The organism is Verrucosispora sp. WMMC514 (assembly GCF_027497295.1).
Lineage (GTDB): Bacteria > Actinomycetota > Actinomycetes > Mycobacteriales > Micromonosporaceae > Micromonospora > Micromonospora palythoicola.
This window is the reverse complement of sequence record NZ_CP114906.1, coordinates 4,884,406-4,907,030: the sequence shown is the minus strand read 5'-3', so window position 1 is coordinate 4,907,030 and position 22,625 is coordinate 4,884,406. Positions and strand designations below refer to the sequence as shown.

Below are 22,625 nucleotides of genomic sequence, written 5' to 3'. Positions count from 1 at the left end.
CACGGTGGGACGGGCTGGCAGGGCCGTTGGTCCCGGGGCGCGCGGGCGGATCGCCCCTGCCGGGCGGCGCCGGCCTCGGCGAGGCTGGTGTCGAAGGGGCGGGCCGTCGGGGTGCGCCCGACGCACAGGGCGGAGCGGACGGTGACCGGACAGGTCCAGGTCGCGGACGGTGGCGTACGCGGGGAGAGCATCGTCGTGACGGCACCCGCCACCGGGCTCAGCTCGACCGAGGCCGCCCGGCGGCTACAGGCGGACGGCCCCAACGCCGCCGCGACACCGCCCCGCCGGCATCTGGCGACGCGGGTCCTGCACCAGCTCTCCGATCCCCTGGTCGCCCTGCTGCTGGCCGCCGCCGTGGTCACCACGGTGCTGCGGGACTACCCCGACACCGTGGTGATCCTGCTCGTGGTCGCCGTGAACACGGCGATCGGGGTGGTGCAGGAGGTACGCGCCGACCGGGCCATCGCCGCGCTCGACCAGCTCGCCGCGCCGACCGCCCGGGTGGTGCGGGACGGCCGGGACGCGGTGCTGCCCGCCACCGAGCTGGTCCGGGGCGACCTGGTCCGGGTCGAGGCCGGCGACGTGGTCCCGGCCGACCTGCTGCTGCACGACGCGAGCCGGCTGCACCTGGACGAGTCGGCGTTGACCGGCGAGTCGGTGCCGGTGTCCCGGGCGGCGGGCGAGGAGGCCAGCGCCGGCACGGTGGTGACCACCGGTCGGGCCGTCGGCACGGTGGTGCGCACCGGCGCGACGAGTGCGCTGGGCCGGATCGCCACCCTGGCGGCCAGCACCCGGCCGACGGCGACCCCGTTGCAGCGCCGGCTCGCCTCGCTCGGCCGGATCCTCGGCGTCGTCGCCGTGGTGTTGTCCGGGCTGGTCTTCGCCGTCGGCGTGTTCAGCGGTCGTCCCCTGGTGGACATGGCGGTCACCGCGGTGAGCCTGGTGGTCGCCGCGGTGCCGGAGTCGCTGCCGGCGGTGGTGACGCTGGCGCTGGCGCTGGGGGCACGTCGGATGGCGGCGGCCCGGGCGATCCCCCGCCGGCTGCACGCGGTGGAGACGCTCGGCTCGGTCACCGTGATCGCCTCGGACAAGACCGGCACCCTGACCGAGGGACGGATGGCCGTGCAGTCGGCGGTCACCGGCGACGGTGCCGTGTTCGGGGTCACCGGCAGCGGGTACGCCCCGCACGGCACGGTGCACCGCGACGGCGCGCCGGTGGCGGTGCCGGACGAGCTGCGTCGGCTGGCCCGGGCCGGGCTGCTCTGCAACGACGCGACCCTCGCCCCGCCGACCGAGCAGCGACCCCGCTGGGGTGCGGTGGGCGATCCGCTGGAGGCGGCCCTGGTGGCCTTCGCGGCCCGCTGCGGCCTGGATCCGCAGACCATCCGCAACGCCTGGCCCCGGGTCGCCGAGCACCCCTTCGACCAGCAGCTACGCCGCATGACCACGGTGCACCGCTCCTGCGACCGTCGCTACCTGGTGGTGTGCAAGGGCGCCCCGGAGAACGTGCTCACCGCGCCGCTGCTCGACGCCGACGCCGACGAGTTGGCCGCCCTGACCGCCGCCGCGCACCGGCTGGCCGGTGCCGGGCTGCGGGTGCTGGCGTTGGCCGCCGCCGTGCTGGACACCGCGCCGGCCGACCCCGCGCGTCCCGAGGGGTTGCGCCCGCTGGGTCTGGTCGCGGTCGGCGATCCGCTGCGCGCCGCGGCGCCGGACATCGCCGACGGTTTCGCCGACGCCGGCGTGCGGCTGGTGCTGGTCACCGGCGACCATCCGGCCACCGCGGCGGCCATCGCCGGTCAGCTGGGGCTGTGGAGCGAGGGCGACCCGGTGGTACGCGGTGACGACGGTGATCCCGCCGCGGCACCACCGGCGACCCGGGTGTACGCGCGTACGCAGCCGGAGCAGAAGCTCGACATCATCGCCGGGTTGCAGTCCCGGGGTCATGTGGTGGCGATGACCGGCGACGGCGTCAACGACGCGCCGGCGTTGCGCCGGGCCGACATCGGGGTGGCGATGGGTGGCGGTACCGAGGTGGCCCGGCAGGCGGCCGACCTGGTGCTGGTCGACGACGACCTGTCCACGGTGACCGCCGCGATCGGTGAGGGTCGCCGGATCTACGACAACATCCGCCGGTTCCTGCGCTACGCCCTCTCCGGTGGGGTGGCCGAGATCGCGGTGATGCTGCTCGGGCCGCTGTTCGGCCTGCCCGTGCCGCTGCTGCCGGCCCAGATCCTCTGGATCAACCTGCTCACCCACGGGGTGCCCGGGGTGGCGCTGGGCGCCGAACCGGCCGAGCCGGGCTCCCTGCGCCGGGTGCCACGCTCGCCGCAGGAGTCGGTGCTCGGCGCGGGGCTGGGCCGGCAGATCCTGGTCGGCGGCGCGCTGATCGCGGCGGTGACCCTGGGCGCGGGCGTGCTCGCCGCCCACTGGGACCGGCCCTGGCAGTCGGTGATCTTCATCGTTCTCGGCCTGGCGCAGCTCGGGGTCGCGCTGGCGGTCCGCGCGCCACGACCGGCCGGACAGCGGCGGGGCAACCTGGCGCTGCCGCTCGCGGTCGCCGCCTCCGCGCTGCTCCAGGTGGCCGGGGTGCTGCTGCCCCCGCTGCGGGAGCTGCTCGGCACCGAGGTCCTCGGCGTCACCGAGCTGCTGGCCTGTGCCGCGGTGAGCGTCCTGCCCGGCCTGGCGCTGCGGCTGACCCGGCGTACGGCGGCAACCGATCTGTCCACCCTGACGCCGTCGGTACGCAAGGCTGACAGCGGAGTCGAGAAGGAGATGCGATGACCAGCAACACCGGCGCCCCCGTCGTGGTGGGCGTGGACGGTTCCGAGATCGCCCTGCACGCGGTGCGTGCCGCCGCGCGGGAGGCCGCGTACCGGCACCGCCCGCTGCGCGTCGTACACGCGTTCATCTGGCCGTTGATGGGCGTGCCGCTGGGTCCCGCGCCGGGTGCGCCGGCCGATGGTGGGCTACGCAACCAGGCCGAGCGGCACCTCGCCGACGCCGTCGCCGAGGCCGGGAAGGTCGCCCCGGAGGTGGCGGTGACCGCCGAGGTGGTCGACGGGTCGGCGAGCAGCGTGCTGCTCGGCGAGGCCCGGGACGCGGCGCTTGTCGTCCTCGGCAACCGTGGCCTGGGCGGCTTCGCCGGGCTGCTGCTCGGCTCGGTGGCCGTCCAGGTCAGCGCCCACGCCGACGCCCCGGTGCTGGTGGTGCGCGGCGAATCGCGGGCGGACGGACCCGTGGTGGTCGGCGTCGACGGTTCGGAGCTGTCCCAGGAGGCCGTCCGGTTCGCCTTCGAGGAGGCGGCGTGGCGCGGCACCGAGCTGGTCGCGGTGCACGCCTGGCTCTATCCGACGCCGGTCGGTCCCGGTGACATCCTGCCCCTGGTCTACGACCTGGACGCCTTCCGGAACGAGGAGGAGCGCGTCCTCGCCGAGGCGGTGGCCGGCTGGTCCGAGCGGTATCCGGAGGTGCCGGTGCGGCGGCGGTTGGTGCGCGGTTCCCCGGGCCGGGCGCTGGTGGAGGAGTCCCGCACCGCCCAGTTGGTGGTGGTCGGCGCGCGGGGACGTGGCGCGTTGGGCGGGCTGCTGCTCGGCTCGGTCAGCCACGCCGTGCTGCACCACGCCCACTGCCCGCTGGCGATCGTCCGGAAGCTGCGTACGGTCGAGGGGACCTGACCGGTGGTGTGTCGACGCGTACCGGCGGCGGGAGGCGTCGACAATGAACCCTGACCGACCGATGGAGTGACGATGACCCGACCTGTCGTGGTGGGGGTGGACGGATCGCCGCCGAGCCTGGTGGCCGCGGAGCACGCGGCACAGGCGGCGGTGTGGCGTTCCCGCCCGCTGCACCTGGTACACGGATACCTGCACCCGCTCGGCTACGGCGTGCCGATCAACCCGTACGAGGTGGGTGTGCCGGCGGCGTCGGAGGACGGCCGCAAGATGCTCGAACAGACCGCCGCCGAGCTGGTCGACCGGTGGCCGGGGCTGACGGTCGAGGTGCGTCAGGTGGCCGGCGGGCCGGGTGCGACGCTCGTCGAGGAGTCCCGGCGGGCGGAGCTGGTGGTGGTGGGCAGCCGGGGCCTGGGCGGCTTCGCCGGGCTGCTGCTCGGCTCGGTCGGCACCCAGGTCGCCGCGCACGGTCACTGCCCGGTGCTGGTGATCCGCCCGCCCGACCGTCCGCTGCCCACCGAGGGGCCGGTGCTGGTCGGCGTGGACGGTTCGGAGTCGGCCGAACTCGCCGTCGGGTACGGCGCCGAGGAGGCCGGCCGGCGCGGTGGGACGCTGGTGCTGGTGCACGTCGCCGCCGACGGCGACGACACCGGGGAGGCCGAGGCCCTGCTCGCCACCGCCGGTGCGGCGGCGCGCGGTAGCCGCCCGGGGCTGACCGTGCGGGAACGGTTGATCGTCGCGCCCAAGGCGGACCAGGCGTTGATCGAGGCGACCGGGGACGCGGCGCTCGTGGTGGCCGGATCCCGTGGTCGGGGTGGCTTCGCCGGGCTGCTGCTCGGCTCGGTCAGCCAGACGCTCGTGCACCACGCCCGTTGCCCGGTGCTCATCGCCCACCCGTACCAGCCGGAGCAGTGACCACCCGCCGGCCGGGCCGCCGCCAAGTGGCGGCCCGGCCGGCGGGATCAGCCGTCGCGGCCGTGGAGCAGTTGGTCGAAGCTGGTGGTGAGGGCGAACGGGTCGGTGGGTCCGCTGGACGGGGCGCTGCGCCGTACCAGTTCGGCGAGTTCCCGGCCGGCGCGCTCGATCCGGGCGCGCAGCGCGCCGTCGACGGTCCCGCCGGACCAGTCCTCCGGTGCGGCGAAGACGGCGGTCGGCGCCACCACCGCCCGCAGGTAGGTGAACATCGGACGCAGCGCGTGCTCCAGCGCCAGGGAGTGCCGTGCGGTGCCGCCGGTCGCTCCGATCAGGACGGCACGGCCGCCGAGCGCGTCGGCGTCGACCAGGTCGAAGAACGACTTGAACAGCCCGTTGTACGAGGCGTTGAAGATCGGACTGACGGCGATCAGCCCGTCGGCGCCGGTGACCTCGTCCAGCACCCGCCGCAACGGTTCCGCCGGAAAGCCGGTGAGCAGGTGGTTGACGATGTCGTGGGCGTGTTCGCGCAGCTCGACCGGGCGCAGCTCGACCTGCTCGCCGTGCCGGATCAGCTCGTCGCGGGTGGCCGCGGCGAGCTGGTCGGCCAGCAACCGGGTCGACGAGGGCTGGCTGAGACCGGCCGAGACCACGGCGAGGGTACGCACGGTCATCGGGCGGCCTCCGGTGCCCGGCCGGTGACGTCGTCGACGGCGTGGACGGTGCTGTCACCGCCACCACCGGCGGCGGCCAGCAGCGAGGCGTGGGTCGGCGCCAGCGGCACGTGCGCCGGCCGCAGCGACTCGAACTCCTTGCGCAGCACCGGCACGACCTCCTCGCCGAGGAGATCCAGCTGCTCCAGGACGGTCTTCAACGGCAGCCCGGCGTGGTCGACGAGGAACAACTGCCGCTGGTAGTCGCCCACGTAGTCGCGGAAGCCGAGCGTACGGTCGATGACCTGCTGCGGGCTGCCCACGGTCAGCGGGGTCTGGGCGGTGAACTCCTCGAGCGAGGGGCCGTGGCCGTAGACCGGCGCGTTGTCGAAGTAGGGGCGGAACTCACGCACCGCGTCCTGGGAGTTGCGGCGCATGAACACCTGGCCACCGAGACCGACGATCGCCTGGTCGGCGGAGCCGTGGCCGTAGTGCTCGAAGCGCTGCCGGTACAGGCCGACCATCCGCCGGGTGTGCTCGGCGGGCCAGAAGATGTGGTTGGCGAAGAAACCGTCGCCGTAGTACGCGGCCTGCTCGGCGATCTCCGGGCTGCGGATGGAGCCGTGCCACACGAACGGGGGTACGCCGTCGAGCGGGCGTGGCGTCGAGGTGAACGACTGCAACGGGGTGCGGAACTTCCCCTTCCAGTCGACCACGTCCTCGCGCCACAGCCGGCGCAGCAGGTCGTAGTTCTCGATGGCGAGCGGGATGCCGTTACGGATGTCCTGCCCGAACCAGGGGTAGACCGGCCCGGTGTTGCCCCGGCCCATCATCAGGTCGACCCGGCCGTCGGCGAGGTGCTGGAGCATCGCGTAGTCCTCGGCGATCTTCACCGGGTCGTTGGTGGTGATCAGCGTGGTCGCGGTCGACAGCAGCAGCCGCTCGGTGCGGGCGGCGATCCAGCCCAGCATGGTGGTGGGCGACGAGGGCACGAACGGCGGGTTGTGGTGCTCGCCGGTGGCGAAGACGTCGAGGCCGACCTCCTCGGCCTTCAACGCGATGGTGACCATCGCCTTGATCCGTTCGGCCTCGGTGGGCTCCCGGCCGTTCGTCGGGTCGACCGTGACGTCGCCGACGGTGAAGACTCCGAACTGCATGACCGCTCCCTCGTGTCGTCCGACCGGGCGGTGGTGCCCGACGCCCCCGACAACATATTTGACGAGTCAACTATTCCGCGAGCCCGCCTCGCGTCAGTGTCCCCCGTCACGGCCGTCCCATCCACGCTGATGCGGCGGATCAACGCGTGGCACGGCTCGTGAGCGGATGCTCGTCTATGACTTCGGGCTGGGGCCGAAGCGGTTTGGACCGGGCGTACCGTTCTGGACAGCGAACACCAGCAGCACAATCCACCCGACAATCGGGATCAGGGCGAGCAACAACCACCAACCGGAACGGTCCAGGTCGTGCAGACGCCGTACGGAGACAGCCAGCGACGGCAGCAGAAGTGCCAGATTGACGACCAAGGAAACAGGTCCGCCCGACGCCTCGAAGTCGACGCCCAGCGCACTGTCGACGACCCGGGCCGCAATTCCAACCAGAAGGAGGAACAACGAGAACCACCAGTACTCGGAGCGACGAGCCCGGCCCTGGAAGGTAGCGTACTGCGACAGAACAGAACGAACCGCATCGGCGAAAGACATGACATCCCCGTTCCACAATAGAGCCTCGCTGGTGCCAGCAGGGTACGTCGTCGCGTCACACCGCGTTGTTCCACACGATCGGCCTCGAGATTCGGCCGGCGGGCCAGCGGACCCGGCCGTTGCCACGCCAGTGATGGCCGACAGATCCGAGAAACCCGTCTCGCCTGCCCGCCAGCTCCGCACCCGCCCAGGAGGACGGGTCACCGACCTGACGGCCGACGCCTTCGTGGCACGTGCCGGCGGTACGGGCTGACGGTCGGGTCGCCGGTGATCCAGAAGCGCCAGGGCACGTCGTGCGCGGCGGCCACGCCGACGCGCGGGCCAGCGGAGACGGCCGATGGCGCGACCGGGTGGGTCGGCGGCGTCAGCAGCAGCGGCCCGGTGCCGTCGACAACGCTGGTGCCGTTTGCCGACGCGTCGACGCCGAGCGCGACCACCAGCCGTGCCGGTCCGCGCGCGAGATCCCGGTCGGGCACCTCGCCACGCCGCTTGCGGGCCAGGTCCACACCGTCGATCACCTCGCCGGCGCGGAGCAGGACCGCTGCCGCCTCTCCCTCATCGCCGCAGACGACGTTGAGGCACCAGTGCATCCCGAAGACGAAATACGTGTAGGCGTAGCCCGCCGGACCGAACATGACCTCGGTCCGGGGTGTTGGCCCGCGATGCGCGTGCGAGGCGGGATCCACACCGGTTCCGGCGTACGCCTCGACCTCGGTCAGCCTGATCCGCACCCCGTTCGCCGCCACCTCGGCACCGAGGAGCGTCCGCGCGGTCCACGCGACGTCGGCGGCGGGGGCGGTAAGCCAGGGATGGTCCATCCGTCCAGGTAACCCGGCCCGGAGCCCAACCGGCAAGCGGCACTCCCCCGCTGATCCGGTCGGGCCGAAGCCGCGACGTCCGGCAGGGAGGAGGCGGAACTTACTCCGAGGATCGACGCGCGACAAGATCGTTCTCGTAGGCGGCGATGACGAGTTGAGCTCGATCACGGGCTTCGAGCTTGGTGAGCAGGTTGCCGACGTGCGTCTTGACGGTTTTGATCGAGATGGTGAGTGTCCGGGCGATCTCGTCGTTGGACAGGCCGCGGGCCACGAGAGACAGCACCTCGGTCTCGCGGCCGGTCAGCCTGTCGATCTTACGGACCTCGGGCGGGCCGGGCCGGTCGAGGTAGTGCGCGACGAAGCGGGTGAGAATGCTGGGCGCGAAGAGGGACTCGCCCGCGTGGGTCCGTCGGATGGCGTCGACGAGTTGGTCCGGGTGGGCGTCCTTGAGCAGGAAGCCGTGCGCCCCGGCGCGCAGCGCGGCAGCCACGTACTCGTCGAGTGCGAACATGCTGAGCACGAGAACCCTGGTATCGCTCAGGTCGGTGGCGGCGGCGATGCGTCCGGTCGCTTCGATGCCGTCGCCGTCGGGCATCCGAATGTCCATCAGGACGACGTCGGGTCGGCGTTCCCGGGTGAGCGACACGGCCTCGTGTCCGGTGGCGGCCTGACCGACGACGGTGAGGCCCGGGGTGCCGTCGATGAGCAGGGCGAGGCTGTGCCGCAGGAGCGGCTGGTCGTCCGCGACGAGCACCCGGATGCTTGTGGATCGGCCCGCTGATCCGGTTGTCATCCGGACCGCCGGGCCGGCAGGCGCGCCGTGAGCTGGAAGCCCGGCCCGACCGGGCCGGCGCGCAAGGCACCATCGAGCATGCTCACTCGCTCGCGCAGACCATCCAGGCCGTGGCCGGCACCGGGGCGGGGTCGCCAGCCGGGGCGGGGACCGGTGTCCCGTACCTCCACCACGATCGCGTCGCCGTCGCGATCCACGGTGACGTGCACGCAGGTCGGCCCGGCGTGCCGGGCCGTGTTGCTCAGGCCCTCCCGGACGATCGCGCACACGGCGAGCTGCACGACGGGTGGCACCTCACCGACCCGCCGCACCTCGACAGTGGCGGCGGTCCCGGCGGCGGTCGTGGACCGCACGATCTCCGGTAGGGCGTCGAGTGTGTCGGGCGGTCGTAAGGGAGCGGGCTCGGCGCCAGGTGCGCGGAGCACATCGAGCATCCGCCGCAGTTCGGCCGTGGTCTGCCGACCGACCTGTTCGATGTCGGACAGGGCGTTCACCCGTTCGGCCTCACCGGTCGGCCCGGTCACCCGAGCTGCCGTGGCGGCACGCACGGTGACCAGGCCCAGGCCGTGCGAGACGAGATCGTGAAGCTCACGGGCGATGCGCAACCGTTCCGCCGCCGCGGCCCGCTCAGCCGCCCATGCGGTCAGCCGGTCCTCGTACACCCGCCGTTGCTGACGGGCGCCGATCACCGCCCAGAGCAACGCCGCGACGGCGGTCGTGGTGATCACCGTCAACAGGAGCGTCCCGGCCGGACCCACGGTGCCCGCGGTCATCAGGCAGAGGAGCAGAGCCACCGGCACCGAGGCGGCGACGGCGGACAGCCAGGGCCGCCGTGTCGGTCGCCCGTCAGGTGCCATCTTGCGAGTCTAGGAACCCGGACCGTGGCCTGACATCGGACCTGGGTCGGAGCGACCTGAGGTGGGCGGGCTGGCGGAAGTCCCGGCTCTGGTCCGATGACGCGGACCGGCACGCTGCGCTGACATGGTGCTCATGCTGTCAGTCGAGCGTCTGGTCAAGCGGCGCGGCTCCCGCGAGATCCTCACCGATGTCACCTTCCGGACCACACCGGGCCGGGTGACAGGTCTGCTGGGGCCGAACGGTGCGGGCAAGTCATCCACCCTGCGCATCCTGTTGGGCCTGGACCGGGCGGATGCCGGCACGGCCCTGGTCGACGGCCAACCGTACCGGCGCCTGCGCCAGCCGCTACGCACCGTCGGGTCGATGCTGGACGGCTCCGGCGCACACCGCTCCCGTACCGCGCGCAACCACCTCACCTGGATGGCGCGCAGCAACGGCATCCCGATCCGGCGGGTGACCGAGGTGCTCGATCAGGTCGGGCTCGGTGCCGCCGGGGGAACCAGGGTCGGCCGGTTCTCACTCGGCATGTGCCAGCGGCTCGGGCTGGCCGCCGCGCTGCTCGGCGAACCTCGTGCACTCGTGCTCGACGAGCCGGTGAACGGGCTCGATCCGGAGGGCATCCGCTGGATCCGCGTTCTGCTGCGCGGGCACGCGGACGCCGGTGGCACCGTGCTGCTCTCCAGCCACCTGATGAGGGAGGTGGACGAGATCGCCGACGACCTGGTCGTCATCGCCAACGGCCGGGTCGTCGCCGCGGGTCCGATCCGAGACGTCACGGCCGGCTACCCGACCCTGGAGGATGCCTTCTTCGCCCTCACCGGGCCGACGGCAGGTGGGCGATGACCTTCGTCGACACGGTCGTCGCCGAGATTCGCAAGACGGCGACGCTGCCGGCGACCACTGTCGCGCTGGCTGTCACGGTGCTCGGTCCGGTCGCGATCACTCTGATCAACGCCGTCGGTGTCCGCGCCGCGCTGCGCAGCGGCCGGACCGAGCTGACGGCCTACACCTCGCCGGTCGAGGCGGTCTTCTCCGCGGTGCCGATCGGCACGGTCGGCGCGGTGGTCCTCGGCGTCGTCGCCGTTGCCGGCGAGTACACCGCGAACAGTGCCCGGATCGGCGGCGGTCGGCAGATCACCACGACCCTCACCGCCATCCCCAACCGCCTCGGTGTGCTGGCCGCCAAGGTCGTCACCGTCGTCCTGCTGGTCGCGGTCGCGGCTCTGGTGGTGATTCCCGCCTCGTTGGCGCTGGCCGGCGGGATAGTCGGCACCGACGCTCCACCGGCACCGGAAGGGGTGCTGTCCCGCTGCGTCGGTGCCGGGATCTACTGGATGCTCACGGCGTTGATCGCCCTCGCGGTCACGGTCTTCACCCGCAACGGGATCGTCCCGATCATCGTGCTCGTGGTGAACAGCAGCCTCGTCTCGGTCTCCGTGCTGCTGTCGCACCTCACCCCGCTCGCGCGGTTCCTGCCCGATCTCGCGGGCATGAGCATGTTCGCCGGTGACCTGTTGGCGTTCGACGACGCGCTCGCCCCGGTCACCGGCGGCCTGGTCATGGCCACCTGGACGGCAGCGCTGCTCGCGCTGGCCAGTGCGGTTTTCCTGCGGCGGGACGCATGATCCGCTCCTGCGCCCGTGCCACCGCCGCGGAGTTGGCCAAGCTGTCCGGCCTGCCGGCGGTGCTGGCGGCGGTCTTCGGCACGATCGGCGCAGCCGTCGCCGTCACCGGGGCGTTGGCCGCCTCGCCGGCCCGGGTGGACGAGCCGGTCGCAGTCGTCCTCCAGGCGGTGCCGTACCTCCAGGCCGGCACCATCTCGCTCGGCGTCCTCGCGGTCGGGACCGAGTACGCCGATGGGCAGATACACACCACCCTGCGGTGCGTGCCGGACCGCCTGGCCGTGCCGGTCGCCAAGACCCTCGCCTACCTGGCCTGGGCTACCGCAACCGCCGTCGCGGCGCTCGGCGTCGGGCTGCTCACGGCCCGAATCGCGCTGGCCGCGCGGAACGTCCCGGTGGTCACCGACGGTCTCCCGTGGAACGTCGTCGGCGCGGCGGTCTACCTCGCGCTCATCGGGTTGCTCGGGCTGGCTCTTGCCGCGCTCCTGCGGGCCGTCGTCTCCGCTCTCGTCGTCACGCTCAGCCTGGTGCTGGTCGTTTCGCCGCTGCTGGACGCCGTCATCCCGCACGCTCGTTACCTGCCGGATCGGGCTGGTGGCCTGCTCTACCTTCCCGACCCGGCACAGGTTCTGACGCCCGCCACCGGCCTGCTCGTTCTGCTCGGTTGGGTCGTTGTCATCGGCAGTGGGGCGGTGGCCGCCTTCCGCCGCCGCGACGCCTGAGTCCGGGCGCGTCGAGGCAGCAGTTTCGGGGAAACCGTCGCCTCAGCGTGCCTGGCGGCGACAGTTTCCCCGAAACTGCACGAGAGATCGCGAAGGGGTGCGGGTCAGCGGGGGACGACCTGCTCGGCGGACCACTCGCGCCAGGTGGTGAGTTGGTCGGCGGCGGTGGCGAGTTGGTCGGCTACCGGGCCGGGGCCCGTCGAGCCGGGGGTGATGCGGGCGGCCAGCGCCGAGCGGACCGACAGCACGTCGCGTACGGCCGGGTCGAGGTGTTCGCTGACGGTGGCCAGGTCGGCGTCGGAGACCTCGTCGAGGGCACAGTCCCGGGCCGCGCAGAGCGCCACCAACTTGCCGGTGATCTCGTGCGCGTCGCGGAACGGCACACCCTTGCGCACCAGCCAGTCGGCCACCTCGGTGGCCAGGGAGAAGCCCACCGGCGCGGCGGCGACCAGGCGGTCGACGCGTACCGTCATCGTGGAGATCATTCCGGCGAGCGCCGGCAGCAGCAGTTCCAGGGTGTCGACCGCGTCGAAAGCCGGCTCCTTGTCCTCCTGCATGTCCCGGTCGTACGTCATCGGCAGGCCCTTGAGCATGGTCAGCACCGCGACCAGCCCGCCGACCAGCCGACCCGACTTGCCCCGGGCCAGCTCGGCGATGTCCGCGTTCTTCTTCTGCGGCATGATCGACGAGCCGGTGGCGAAGGCGTCGTCCAGCTCCACCCAGCCGAACTCCTGCGACGTCCAGAGCACCACCTCCTCACCGAGGCGGGACAGGTGCACCCCGATCATCGCGGTGACGAAGAGGAACTCGGCGACGAAGTCCCGGTCGGCGACCGCGTCCATCGAGTTGGCGAACGACGTCCGGAACCCCAACTCCTTCGAGACCGCCACCGGGTCCAGGGGCAGCCCCGAACCGGCGAGCGCCCCCGCGCCGAGCGGACTGACCGCCGCCCGGTGGTCCCAGTCGCGGAGCCGCTCCAGGTCCCGCAGCAACGGCTGCACGTGGGCGAGCAGCCAGTGGCCGAAGGTGACCGGCTGGGCGTGCTGCAGGTGCGTCATACCGGGCGCGGCGGTGTCCACGTGCCGCCCCGCCTGCTCGACCAGCGCCTCGGCCAGCTCCACCAGCCGCGCGGCCACACCCCGGGCGTGATCGCGCAGATAGAGCCGCAGGTCGGTGGCGACCTGGTCGTTGCGGGACCGGCCGGCGCGCAGCTTGCCGCCGAGACTGCCGAGCCGTTCCAGCAGGCCACGCTCCAGAGCGGTGTGCACGTCCTCGTCGTCGACGGTGGGACGGAACGCGCCCGAGGCGCAGGCCGCCTCCAGGTCGTCGAGGGCGGCGAGGATGCGACCCAGTTCCTCCGGGTCGAGCAGGCCGGCACCGGCCAGCACCCGGGCGTGCGCCCGGGAACCAGCGATGTCGTACGGGGCCAGCCGCCAGTCGAACTGCACGCTCACCGACAGGCGGGCCAGGGCCTCCGACGGGCCACCGGCGAAGCGCCCTCCCCACAGGCTCGTCCGGTTGGCCGCTGCGCTGTTCTCGGTCAGGCTCTTGTCATCCACCCGGTCAATTGTGGTCCCCACGATCAGCCGCCTCCCCACCGGGCACCCACGTCCGACACGACCTCGCTCACTGCGTACCGCTCCCTTCGGCACTGTCGTCCCGGCGGGCCCAGCTGGCGAGCCGTTCACCGAGCGCGGCGCCACCGTCGGCGGCACGTGCCACGACGAAAATGGTGTCGTCGCCGGCGATGGTGCCGACGACCTCCGACAGGCCCGCCCGATCCAACGCGCTGGCCAGGTAGTGGGCGGCCCCCGGCGGGGTACGCAGGACCGCGATGTTGCCGCTGGAATCGACCTCGTTGAGCAGCTCACGCAGCAGCCGCACCAGACGGGCCGGTGCCGCCTCGGCGTCGCGCAGCGGCCGGTGACCATCCTCGGGAATCACGTACACGGCGCGGCCGTCACCGCCCCGCGCGGTGACCGCGCCCAGCTCCTTGAGATCCCGCGAGAGGGTGGCCTGGGTGACCTGGACGCCCTCCGCGCCGAGCAACTCGGCCAGCTCGGTCTGCGAACGGACCGCCCGGTCGCGGATCAGCTCGACGATGCGGGCGTGGCGGGCGCCCCGGGTCAGCGGCGCGGTGTTCCTCGCGCTCACCGGACCAGCCTTCCGTTCGCGACTGCGGGACTCCGCTGCGCTGCGTTCCTCGCGCTCACCGGACCAGCCTTCCGTTCGCGACTGCGGGACTCCGCTGCGCTGCGTTCCTCGCGCTCACCGGGACTCCTGCAACAGGAAGGTCAGCAGCGCCTTCTGGGCGTGCAGCCGGTTCTCCGCCTGGTCGAAGACGGCACTGCGCGGGCCGTCGAGCACCTCGTCGGTGATCTCCTCGCCGCGGTGCGCCGGCAGGCAGTGCAGCACGATGGCCTCCGGCGCGGCGTGCCCGAGCAGCGCCTTGTTGACCTGGTACGCCAGGAACGGGGTGCTGCGGTCCATGCCGTCGGCCTCCTGTCCCATCGAGGTCCAGGTGTCGGTGGCCACCACGTCGGCGTCGCGGACGGCGGCGACCGGGTCGGTGAGCACCCGGACCGAACCGCCGGTGCCGGCGGCGATCGCCTCGGCCCGGGCCACCACGTCCGGGTGCGGGTGGAAGCCGGCCGGACCGGCGACCCGCACGTGCATGCCGGCGGTCGCGCCGGCCAGCAGGTAGGAGTGGGACATGTTGTTCGCCGCGTCCCCCACGTAGGCGAGCGTCCGCCCCACCGTGCCACCGCACCATTCGCGGATGGTGAGCAGGTCGGCGAGCAACTGGCACGGGTGGAACCCGTCGGTGAGCGCGTTGACCACCGGCACGGTGGCTCCGGCGGCGACCTCCGCGATCCGGTCGTCGCCATGGGTACGCAGCACGATCGCGGCCACGTAGCGGGACAGCACCCGGCCGGCGTCGCCGAGCGACTCACCCCGGCCGAAGTGGGTGACCTGGGTGTCCACCACCAGCGGGTGACCACCCAGTTCGGCGATGCCGGCGTCGAAGGAGATCCGGGTGCGCAGGCTCTGCTTGTCGAACAGCACCGCCACCGAGCGCGGCCCGGCCAACGACGCGAACGCGAACCGGTCGGCCTTCATCCGGCCGGCCAGGTCGAGCACCGCGGACTGCTCGGCCGGCGACAGGTCGTCGTCACGCAGGAAATGCCGGATCACGCGGAAGCCTCCCTCGGCGCCACCGGGTTGGTCGAGAAACTGGTCGGCGCACTCCCGTCGACCGGGGCGACCGGAATCGCACCGCCGGACGGCGCGACCGGGGCAACCCGATCCGGGACACCCGTGGACGCCGCCAGGGCGGCCGGCAGCGCCGCCAGGAAGGCGTCGACCTGAGCGGCGGTGAGGATCAACGGCGGGGCCAGCCGGATCACGTCGGGCTGGATCGGATTGACCAGGAAGCCGGCCTCGCGCAGCGCCCCGGCGAGCGCGGCGGACACCGGTGCGGTCAGGGTGACGCCGAGCAGCAGCCCCGCACCGCGTACGCCGGCCACCAGCGGATGACCGAGCGCCTCGATCCCCAGACGCAGCCGCTCACCGAACCGCTTGACGTGGTCGAGCAACCCCTCACTGGCGATCGTGGAGATGACGGCCAGCGCGGCGGCGCAACTGACCGGGTTGCCGCCGAAGGTGCTGCCGTGCGAACCGGGGCCGAGCAGGTCGGCGGCCGGGCCGAAGGCGAGCGTCGCGCCGATGGGCAACCCGCCACCGAGCCCCTTGGCCAGGGTCACCACATCCGGTTCGACGCCGTCGGCCTGATGGGCGAACCAGTGCCCGGTCCGGCCGACGCCGGTCTGCACCTCGTCCAGCACCAGGAGGGCACCGTGTCGGGCGGTGATCCGGCGGGCCGCGGCGAGGTAGCCGGCGGGCGGGACGACCACACCGTTCTCGCCCTGGATCGGCTCCAGGATCACCATGGCCGTGGCGTCGGTCACCGCCGCGGCCAGCGCGGCCACGTCACCGTACGGGACATGGGTCACCTCGCCCGGCAGCGGCCGGAACGGGTCGGCCTTGGCCGGCTGACCGGTCAGGGCGAGAGCGCCCATCGTCCGCCCGTGGAAGCCGCCGACGGTGGCCACCACCCCGGTGCGGCCGGTGCACCGGGAGAGCTTGAACGCCGCCTCGTTGGCCTCGGCTCCGGAGTTGGCGAAGAACACCCGGCCCGGCCGGCCGGCGAGGGCCAGCAGCAGTTCGGCGAGCGCCACCGGCGGTTCGCAGACGTACAGGTTGGAGACGTGGCCGAGCGTGGCGACCTGCTTCGACACGGCCGCCACCACCGCCGGGTGCGCGTGCCCGAGAGAGTTGACGGCGATGCCGCCGAGCAGGTCGACGTACTCCCGGCCGGCCTCGTCGACCACGACGGCGCCGGAACCCGACACCAGCGCCAACGGCGGCGTGCCGTAGTTGTCCATCATCGCCTGCCGCCACCGGCTGACCAGGGCGCTCATGAGGGAATCACCATCGTTCCGAAGCCTTCCGGGGTGAACACTTCCAGCAGGGTGGAATGGGCGACCCGACCGTCCACGACATGCGCGGCCGGCACTCCTCCGTCGACGGCCCGCAGGCACGCCTCCATCTTCGGCACCATGCCCGACTCCAGCGACGGCAGCAGCTTCGCCAACTCGTCCGTGTTGATCTCGCTGAGCAGGCTGGACCTGTCCGGCCAGTCGGCGTAGAGGCCGGGCACGTCGGTGAGCACGACCAGCTTGCGCGCCCGCAACGCGACCGCGAGCGCGGCGGCGGCGGTGTCGGCGTTCAGATTGTGCAACACCCCGTCCGCGTCCGGCGCCACCGTGGAGATCACCGGAATTCGGCCGGCCGCGATCAGGTCGTCCACCGCCGAGACGTCCACCGACTCGACGTCGCCGACCTGACCCACGTCGACCGGCTGCCCGTCGACGTACGCGGACCGCCGCACCGCCCGGAACAGCCCGGCGTCCTCACCGGACAGACCGACCGCGAACGGACCGTGCGCGTTGATCAACCCGACCAGTTCGCGGCCCACCTGCCCGAACAGCACCATCCGGACCACGTCCATCGCCTCCGGGGTGGTCACCCGCAGGCCGCCCCGGAACTCGCTGGCGATGCCCAACCGGCCGAGCATGGCCGAGATCTGCGGTCCGCCGCCGTGCACCACCACCGGCTTGAGGCCGACGTAGCGCAGGAAGACCATGTCGGCGGCGAAGGCCCGCCGCAACTCCGGGTCGCTCATGGCGCTGCCGCCGTACTTGATCACGACGGTGGCACCGGACAGGCGGGCCAGCCAGGGCAGCGCCTCGATCAGCGTGGCCGCCTTGGCCTGGGCCAGGGCCAGATCGGAGTTCAGATTCACCGGATCCGCCTTCCGTTCGCGACTGCGGGACTCCGCTGCGCTGCGTTCCTCGCGCTCACGTTGAGTAGGCCGAGTTCTCGTGCACGTAGGCGTGCGACAGGTCGTTCGTCCACACCGTCGCCTCGGCGGCGCCGGCGTGCAGGTCGATCCGGATGGTGACGTCCCGGCCGGAGAGGTCGACCTTCGAGCGGTCCTCGGCGGCGGCGCCGGCCCGACAGACCCAGACGCCGTTGACCGCCACGTCGACCGCGTCCGGCTCGAAGGCGGCGGCGGTCGTGCCGACAGCGGCGAGGATCCGGCCCCAGTTCGGGTCGTTGCCGAACAGCGCGGTCTTGACCAGGTTGTTGCGGGCCACCGACCGGCCCACCTCGACCGCGTCGTCCTCGTCGGCGGCACCGACCACCTCGATGGCGATCTCCTTGGTGGCGCCCTCGGCGTCGGCGAGCAGCTGCCGGGCCAGGTCGTGGCAGGCGGCGGTGACCGCCGAGGTCAGTTCCGCCTCGCTCGGCGTGACACCCGAGGCACCGCTGGCCAGCAGCAGCACCGTGTCGTTGGTCGACATGCAGCCGTCGGAGTCCACCCGGTCGAAGGTGACCCGGGTGGCCGCCCGCAGCACCGCGTCGAGCGTCGCCGGCCCGGCCACCGCGTCGGTGGTGAGGACACAGAGCATCGTGGCCATCCCCGGGGCGAGCATGCCCGCGCCCTTGGCCATGCCGCCGACGGTCCAGCCGGCACCGGAGACAACGGTGGTCTTCGGCCGGGTGTCCGTCGTCATGATCGCCTCGGCGGCGACGCCGCCGTGGTCACCCAGGCTCTCGACAGCAGCGGCGACCCCGGGCAGGAGCCGGTCCATGGGCAGCCGCTCGCCGATCAGGCCGGTGGAGCAGACGGCCACCTCACCGGCACCGACCTGGTACGCGTTGGTTGAGGTCAACGCGGCGGCGGTGTGCTCGGCGGTGGCGTGGGTGTCCTGGAAGCCGGCCGGGCCGGTGCAGGCGTTCGCACCGCCGGAGTTGAGCACCACCGCCCGTACGCGGCCGCCCTGGACCACCTGCTGGGACCAGAGCACCGGCGCGGCCTTGACCCGGTTGGTGGTGAAGACCCCGGCGACGGCGGTGTCGGGGCCCTCGTTGACCACCAGCGCCACATCCGGCCCACCGCTGATCTTGAGGCCGGCGGCGACCCCGGCCGCCCGGAATCCCTCGGGAGTGGTCACGGTCATGGCGCGGTCCCCCACACGGACAGGCCCGTGGTTTCGGGCAGACCGAACATCAGGTTGGCGTTCTGCACCGCCTGGCCCGCGGCACCCTTGCCCAGGTTGTCCAGCGCGGCGACCACGATCAGCCGGCCGGAGTCGACATCGACGCCGGCCTGCAGGTGGCAGGAGTTGCCGCCCAGCGTGGCGGCGGTGTGCGGCCACCGCCCCTCGGGCAGCAGGTGCACGAACGGTTCGTCCGCGTACGCCCGCGCCAACACCGCGCGCGGGTCGGCCTCGCCGGTCGGCAGCGCGGTGACCGTGGCCAGGATGCCGCGCGGCATGGGCGCCAGCACCGGCGTGAACGACAGCCCGGTCGCACCGGTGGCCTGCTTGATCTCGGGTACGTGCTGGTGTGCGCCCACCTTGTAGGGCGACAGGTCGCCCATCACCTCGCTGGCCAGCAGGTGAGCCTTGGCCACCCGGCCCGCGCCCGAGGTGCCGGACGCGGCGACGACCACCACGTCGTCGGGTCGGGCGGCACCGGCGGCGATCAGCGGCGCCAGCGCCAGGGTGATCGTCGCCGCGTAGCAGCCGGTGCTGGCCACCCGTTCGGCGGTGGCGATCCGCGCCCGCTGGCCGGGCAGCTCGGGCAGGCCGTAGGTCCACGCGCCCGCGTGCGGGCCGCCGTAGTAACGGGCCCAGGCGTCACCGTCGGCGAGCCGGTGGTCGGCGCCGAGATCGACGATCCGGACCCCGGCGGGCAGTCGCGCCGCCAGGGCGGCGGACTCACCGTGCGGCAGCGCGAGGAAGACCAGATCGGCCTCGGCCAGCACCTCCGGCGTGGTCCCGCCGAGAGTCATGTCCAGCCCGGTCAGCTGCGGGTGGACGGCCTCGACCGGTTGCCCGGCCTGGCTGTGCGCGGTCGCGGCGACCAGGTCGAACTCGGGGTGCCCGGCGAGCAGACGGAGCAGCTCACCACCGGCGTACCCGCTCGCCCCGGCGACCGCAGCCCGAATCCCCATACCCACCTCCGCATGAATATGCAGAGAAGATTAACAGGGGCGCACCTCGAACTGCAAGTTCATACAGGAAGCCGTATGGTAATGAACCACGATGGGTGCCGGTGTGCTACAACCGGCCCTCGGCGACCGCGTCGGTCACCCAGGGGATGACCTCGTCGAGCATCTCATCCAGGGACGTGGTGGCGGTGAAGCCGAGCACCTCGTGGGCCTTCGTGGTGTCCGGCACCCGCTTCTGTACGTCATGCTGGAAGGGGTCGTCGCTGACGTACCGGAACGGCACGTCCGGTCCCTTGATCTTGCGCCAGATCAGCTCGGCCAACTCCAGCACGGTGGTCGACTCGGCGGTGGAGAGGTTGAAGTCCTCGTTGGCCGCCGCCGGATGCTCGATGGCCAGCGCGATGCCCCGGGCCAGGTCCCCGCCGTAGGTGTAGTGCCGCACCTGGTCGCCCTCGCCGAGGATGTGCAACGGATCCTGCCCCTTGACGATCTTCTGCACCAGATCGGGCACCACGTGCGACATGGCCAGCTTGACGTTGCCGGAGAGCACCTCGGCCTGGCCCAGCGCCCGCCCCTCCCCCACGCCGACGCAGTTGAACGGCCGCACGATCGTGTAGGGCAACCGGTACTGGTCCCAGGCCGCGCGGGCGTAGTACTCCACGGCCAGCTTCTGGAAGCCGTATGAGGACAGCGGCGGCGGGACACGTCGCTCGTCGCCTTCCCGGCTGGGCCAGTGCTCGGTGGACTCGAACACCATCGAGGAGGAGAGGTAGGTGACCTTGGACAGCCGGCCGTCGCGGTGGGCTCGGATCGCCGCGTCACAGGTCGCCGCCATGATCCGCTCGTTGGTGGCGAGCAGGTCGTAGGCGTACGCGTGGAAGTAGGAGATCCCGCCGATCATCGCCGCCCCGGCGACCAGGTGGTCGCAGCCGTCGAGCAGCCCGGTCAGCAGCTCGGTGTCGCGGGCGTCCCCCTCCACGAACCGGAACCGGGGGTTCCCCTCGTGGCTCTGGGCGACCGGACCGTACTTCGAGAAGTTGTCGACACCCACCACCTCGTGGCCGCGGTCCAGCAGCTCCGCGACGAGATAGCCGCCGATGAAGCCGGCCGAACCGGTTACCAGGATCTTCGCCACGAACGCTCCTATGCCGTCTTCTCGTACTCGGTACCACGCGGAGCCGGCACGGCCGCCGTCCGCACCCGGGCGGTCAACTTCTCCCGGCTCAGCCGTCGACCGTAGGCGAACAGGTACCAGCGCAGGTAGCCGGGGAGGAAGCGGCCCAGGTCGAAGTGGGACTCGCCGAGCGGACGGTCCAGCCAGATGGTCGGAATCTCCGCCACCGGCAGGCGCAGCCGGGTGGCCTTCGCGGTCAGTTCTAGCCCGATCTCGAAGCCGGTCCGCGACTCGATGCCGACCTCCCGGACGAACGCCGTGTCGTACGCCTTGAAGCTGTTGGTGGCGTCGCGGGTGCCGGCCCGGGCGAAGGTGTAAAGACTTCGTCCCGCCCAGCGGGACATCATCCGCTTGAGCCTCGGCCCGCCGACCTGCTGACCACCCGGCATGTACCGGGAGGCCGCGGCGACCACCACCCCCCGGTCCACCAACCGGGCCAACTCGTCGATCTGGCGGGGATCGTCACACCCGTCGGCCATCGTCACCACCGCGACCGGCGCCAGGGCCGCGTCGATGCCGAACCGGATCGCGTTGGCCGGGCCCCGGCCGTAGGTGTTGAGCACCGCCCGGACCCTCGGGTCGGTACGCGCGATCCGTTCGACGTACGGGACCGTGGTGTCCTCGGGCATGTCGTGCACGATCAGCACCTCGGCGGGCAGCATCAGTTCGCGCAGCATCCGCTCCAGGCAGCGGATGATCGCCTCACCCTCGTTGTAGACCGGCACGATCACCGAGACCCGGGGATTCATCACACCCGCACCCCCTGCCCGGTCAGACCCCACATGTCGACCACCGGTTTGTCGGTGTCCAGGCGGGCGTACTGCTCGTGCGGCGCGGCGATGACCAGCAGGTCCGCCCGGCGCAACACCTCGTCCAGGTCGACCAGGCGCTCGTCGGCCACGTACGGGTCGGTGCAGAGCGTCTCCCGGGTCTTCAACGCCAGGATCTTGCGCAGCTTGTACGCCAGGCTCTCCCGGGGGTCGTCGCTGCCGCCCTTGAAGGCCATGCCGAGGATGCCCACCGTCGAGGCGGTCAGGTCGAACCGGTCCTCCAGGCGGGACACCAGGTACAGCGGCAACCCCTCGTTGATCAGCATCGCGGAGTGGCCGAGCACGAAGTTGTTCCGGTTGAACGCGGCCAGTTGCATGGTGTCCTTGAACAGGCACGGCCCGGCGGCGAAACCGGGCATCGGCAGATCGGCCGCACGGGGGTAGTCGTACGCCACCGCGTGCCGGATCCGGGCGAAGTCCAGCCCGAAGTCGTTGGCCATCATCCAGAACTGGTTCGCGGTGGCGAACTTGATGTACCGCCAGGTGTTGGTGAACAGCTTCGCCAGCTCGGCCTCCTCGGGTTCGAGCGGGACGATCTGGTCGGTCAGGTGCCGGAACAACTTCTCCGCCCGCGCCAGCGCCTCCGGGGTCCACGCGGCGACGATCTGCGGCAGCGTGAACAGCTCGGTCATCGCCCGGCCCTCGGCGATCCGTTCCGGGCAGAACGCCACGTCCGCGCGCAGGCCCTTGCCGGCCAGCAACTTCTCGGTCAGCGCGGTGACCCCGGGGTAGACGGTGCTGCGCAGCACGATCAGCTGGCCGTCGCGCAGGTGTTCGGCGCAGCGTTCCAACGCGCGGGGCACGGCACCGAGATCCGGGTTGAGGTGCTCGTCGACCGGCGTGCCGACCACGACGACCAGGTGGTCCGAGATCCCGACGGCGGCGGGGTCGGTGGTGGCGCGCAGTCGGCCGGCCGCCACCGCCTCGGCCAGCGGATCGGCCGCGCCGGGCTCGGCGAAGGGCAGGGTGGCCGCGTTGACGCCCGCGACAGCCTCGGCGTTGATGTCGTACAGCACGACGGACAGCCCGCGGGCGGCGAAGGCGATGCCCAGCGGCAGGCCCACCCGGCCACAACCACCGACAATGCAGACGTCGACCGAGGCGGGCGGATCATCGGACATGAGGGGGCTCCCGTGGGGGTGGCGGGTGTGATCCCAGGGTCATCGGGATACAGCAGGCTAACCCCTCAGACGTGACTCGTGGGTAACCAAACGATCGAACGGTCTTGGCCTTTCGGCCGATACGGCATCTTTCGTCGGCTCTTACGCACCATTCCGAAAGAGCCGA

The 22,625-nt window shown here is 72.3% G+C and carries 22 protein-coding genes; 6 read left to right on the top strand and 16 right to left on the bottom strand.

The genetic code is table 11. The features are described from left to right. Positions 1-141 precede the first annotated feature (141 nt). From O7597_RS22840 to O7597_RS22830, 3 genes are all read left to right on the top strand, one after another. Positions 142-2,784 carry a cation-transporting P-type ATPase gene (locus O7597_RS22840; RefSeq protein ID WP_281580644.1) on the top strand — a complete coding sequence of 881 codons (2,643 nt, stop codon included), beginning with the start codon at positions 142-144 and terminating at the stop codon, positions 2,782-2,784. After that, positions 2,781-3,677, top strand: a complete 897-nt coding sequence (locus O7597_RS22835) for a universal stress protein (RefSeq protein WP_281580643.1) — start codon at positions 2,781-2,783, stop codon at positions 3,675-3,677. Before O7597_RS22840 ends, O7597_RS22835 begins: the two co-directional genes overlap by 4 nt. 66 nt (positions 3,678-3,743) lie before the next feature. After that, positions 3,744-4,589, top strand: coding sequence for a universal stress protein (locus O7597_RS22830; RefSeq protein WP_269737363.1), 846 nt, complete (start codon positions 3,744-3,746; stop codon positions 4,587-4,589). A gap of 47 nt (positions 4,590-4,636) precedes the next feature. On the opposite strand, the gene O7597_RS22825 is transcribed toward O7597_RS22830, so the two are convergent. The 6 genes from O7597_RS22825 to O7597_RS22800 form a co-directional block, all read right to left on the bottom strand. After that, entirely contained in the window at positions 4,637-5,260 is a 624-nt protein-coding gene (locus O7597_RS22825) for an FMN reductase (protein ID WP_281580642.1), read from the bottom strand. After that, a complete protein-coding gene (locus O7597_RS22820; protein WP_210829872.1) occupies positions 5,257-6,396 on the bottom strand; it encodes an LLM class flavin-dependent oxidoreductase in 1,140 nt (379 codons plus the stop codon). Before O7597_RS22820 ends, O7597_RS22825 begins: the two co-directional genes overlap by 4 nt. 174 nt (positions 6,397-6,570) lie before the next feature. Beyond that, entirely contained in the window at positions 6,571-6,939 is a 369-nt protein-coding gene (locus O7597_RS22815; protein WP_269737360.1) for a DUF805 domain-containing protein, read from the bottom strand. Positions 6,940-7,139: 200 nt separating this feature from the next. Continuing rightward, positions 7,140-7,757 carry a DNA-3-methyladenine glycosylase gene (locus tag O7597_RS22810; RefSeq protein ID WP_281580641.1) on the bottom strand — a complete coding sequence of 206 codons (618 nt, stop codon included), beginning with the start codon at positions 7,755-7,757 and terminating at the stop codon, positions 7,140-7,142. A 100-nt stretch (positions 7,758-7,857) separates the two neighbouring features. Beyond that, positions 7,858-8,550, bottom strand: a complete 693-nt coding sequence (locus O7597_RS22805; RefSeq protein WP_281580640.1) for a response regulator transcription factor — start codon at positions 8,548-8,550, stop codon at positions 7,858-7,860. Then, the gene (locus O7597_RS22800; protein ID WP_281580639.1) at positions 8,547-9,407 is read right to left on the bottom strand and encodes a histidine kinase; all 861 of its coding nucleotides are present in this window, start codon (positions 9,405-9,407) and stop codon (positions 8,547-8,549) included. The genes O7597_RS22805 and O7597_RS22800 overlap by 4 nt, the downstream gene beginning before the upstream one ends. A 124-nt stretch (positions 9,408-9,531) precedes the next feature. On the opposite strand from O7597_RS22800, the gene O7597_RS22795 reads away from it, so the two are divergent. The 3 genes from O7597_RS22795 to O7597_RS22785 are packed head-to-tail and all read left to right on the top strand — an operon-like array spanning position 9,532 to position 11,752. Next, on the top strand, positions 9,532-10,251 hold the full coding sequence (locus O7597_RS22795; protein ID WP_281580638.1) for an ATP-binding cassette domain-containing protein: 720 nt from the start codon (positions 9,532-9,534) through the stop codon (positions 10,249-10,251). Next, positions 10,248-11,033, top strand: coding sequence for a hypothetical protein (locus tag O7597_RS22790; RefSeq protein WP_269737355.1), 786 nt, complete (start codon positions 10,248-10,250; stop codon positions 11,031-11,033). The genes O7597_RS22795 and O7597_RS22790 overlap by 4 nt, the downstream gene beginning before the upstream one ends. Continuing rightward, a complete protein-coding gene (locus tag O7597_RS22785) occupies positions 11,030-11,752 on the top strand; it encodes a hypothetical protein (RefSeq protein WP_281580637.1) in 723 nt (240 codons plus the stop codon). The genes O7597_RS22790 and O7597_RS22785 overlap by 4 nt, the downstream gene beginning before the upstream one ends. Positions 11,753-11,856: 104 nt before the next feature. Here O7597_RS22785 and argH read toward each other — a convergent pair whose 3' ends face one another. The 10 genes from argH to O7597_RS22735 form a co-directional block, all read right to left on the bottom strand. Next, positions 11,857-13,320 (bottom strand): argininosuccinate lyase, encoded by a 1,464-nt coding sequence (argH, locus tag O7597_RS22780; protein ID WP_269737371.1) that lies wholly within the window; start codon positions 13,318-13,320, stop codon positions 11,857-11,859. Between the two features lie 58 nt (positions 13,321-13,378). After that, on the bottom strand, positions 13,379-13,906 hold the full coding sequence (locus tag O7597_RS22775) for an arginine repressor (protein ID WP_269737353.1): 528 nt from the start codon (positions 13,904-13,906) through the stop codon (positions 13,379-13,381). A 114-nt stretch (positions 13,907-14,020) separates the two neighbouring features. Then, positions 14,021-14,947 carry an ornithine carbamoyltransferase gene (gene argF / locus O7597_RS22770; RefSeq protein WP_281580636.1) on the bottom strand — a complete coding sequence of 309 codons (927 nt, stop codon included), beginning with the start codon at positions 14,945-14,947 and terminating at the stop codon, positions 14,021-14,023. Next, positions 14,944-16,233, bottom strand: coding sequence for an acetylornithine transaminase (locus O7597_RS22765; protein ID WP_281580635.1), 1,290 nt, complete (start codon positions 16,231-16,233; stop codon positions 14,944-14,946). Before O7597_RS22765 ends, argF begins: the two co-directional genes overlap by 4 nt. Continuing rightward, complete coding sequence (gene argB, locus O7597_RS22760; protein ID WP_281580634.1) at positions 16,230-17,117, bottom strand: acetylglutamate kinase; 888 nt, start codon at positions 17,115-17,117, stop codon at positions 16,230-16,232. Before argB ends, O7597_RS22765 begins: the two co-directional genes overlap by 4 nt. Positions 17,118-17,172: 55 nt before the next feature. Continuing rightward, on the bottom strand, positions 17,173-18,339 hold the full coding sequence (argJ, locus tag O7597_RS22755; protein WP_281580633.1) for a bifunctional glutamate N-acetyltransferase/amino-acid acetyltransferase ArgJ: 1,167 nt from the start codon (positions 18,337-18,339) through the stop codon (positions 17,173-17,175). Further along, positions 18,336-19,337 carry an N-acetyl-gamma-glutamyl-phosphate reductase gene (gene argC / locus O7597_RS22750; protein WP_281580632.1) on the bottom strand — a complete coding sequence of 334 codons (1,002 nt, stop codon included), beginning with the start codon at positions 19,335-19,337 and terminating at the stop codon, positions 18,336-18,338. Before argC ends, argJ begins: the two co-directional genes overlap by 4 nt. A 106-nt stretch (positions 19,338-19,443) precedes the next feature. Beyond that, a complete protein-coding gene (locus O7597_RS22745; protein ID WP_269737344.1) occupies positions 19,444-20,469 on the bottom strand; it encodes an NAD-dependent epimerase/dehydratase family protein in 1,026 nt (341 codons plus the stop codon). 8 nt (positions 20,470-20,477) lie between these two features. Further along, a complete protein-coding gene (locus O7597_RS22740) occupies positions 20,478-21,257 on the bottom strand; it encodes a glycosyltransferase family 2 protein (protein ID WP_164445141.1) in 780 nt (259 codons plus the stop codon). Continuing rightward, a complete protein-coding gene (locus O7597_RS22735; RefSeq protein WP_281580631.1) occupies positions 21,257-22,459 on the bottom strand; it encodes a nucleotide sugar dehydrogenase in 1,203 nt (400 codons plus the stop codon). The genes O7597_RS22740 and O7597_RS22735 overlap by 1 nt, the downstream gene beginning before the upstream one ends. Positions 22,460-22,625: the final 166 nt, after the last annotated feature.

Bases quoted from the DNA above. Each gene is read 5' to 3' on its own strand.
- O7597_RS22835 (WP_281580643.1), top strand. From the start codon at position 2,781: ATGACCAGCAACACCGGCGCCCCCGTCGTGGTGGGCGTGGACGGTTCC.
- O7597_RS22825 (WP_281580642.1), bottom strand. From the start codon at position 5,260: ATGACCGTGCGTACCCTCGCCGTGGTCTCGGCCGGTCTCAGCCAGCCC.
- O7597_RS22820 (WP_210829872.1), bottom strand. From the start codon at position 6,396: ATGCAGTTCGGAGTCTTCACCGTCGGCGACGTCACGGTCGACCCGACG.
- O7597_RS22815 (WP_269737360.1), bottom strand. From the start codon at position 6,939: ATGTCTTTCGCCGATGCGGTTCGTTCTGTTCTGTCGCAGTACGCTACC.
- O7597_RS22810 (WP_281580641.1), bottom strand. From the start codon at position 7,757: ATGGACCATCCCTGGCTTACCGCCCCCGCCGCCGACGTCGCGTGGACC.
- O7597_RS22805 (WP_281580640.1), bottom strand. From the start codon at position 8,550: ATGACAACCGGATCAGCGGGCCGATCCACAAGCATCCGGGTGCTCGTC.
- O7597_RS22800 (WP_281580639.1), bottom strand. From the start codon at position 9,407: ATGGCACCTGACGGGCGACCGACACGGCGGCCCTGGCTGTCCGCCGTC.
- O7597_RS22795 (WP_281580638.1), top strand. From the start codon at position 9,532: ATGGTGCTCATGCTGTCAGTCGAGCGTCTGGTCAAGCGGCGCGGCTCC.
- O7597_RS22790 (WP_269737355.1), top strand. From the start codon at position 10,248: ATGACCTTCGTCGACACGGTCGTCGCCGAGATTCGCAAGACGGCGACG.
- O7597_RS22785 (WP_281580637.1), top strand. From the start codon at position 11,030: ATGATCCGCTCCTGCGCCCGTGCCACCGCCGCGGAGTTGGCCAAGCTG.
- O7597_RS22765 (WP_281580635.1), bottom strand. From the start codon at position 16,233: ATGAGCGCCCTGGTCAGCCGGTGGCGGCAGGCGATGATGGACAACTAC.
- argJ (WP_281580633.1), bottom strand. From the start codon at position 18,339: ATGACCGTGACCACTCCCGAGGGATTCCGGGCGGCCGGGGTCGCCGCC.
- argC (WP_281580632.1), bottom strand. From the start codon at position 19,337: ATGGGGATTCGGGCTGCGGTCGCCGGGGCGAGCGGGTACGCCGGTGGT.
- O7597_RS22740 (WP_164445141.1), bottom strand. From the start codon at position 21,257: ATGAATCCCCGGGTCTCGGTGATCGTGCCGGTCTACAACGAGGGTGAG.
- O7597_RS22735 (WP_281580631.1), bottom strand. From the start codon at position 22,459: ATGTCCGATGATCCGCCCGCCTCGGTCGACGTCTGCATTGTCGGTGGT.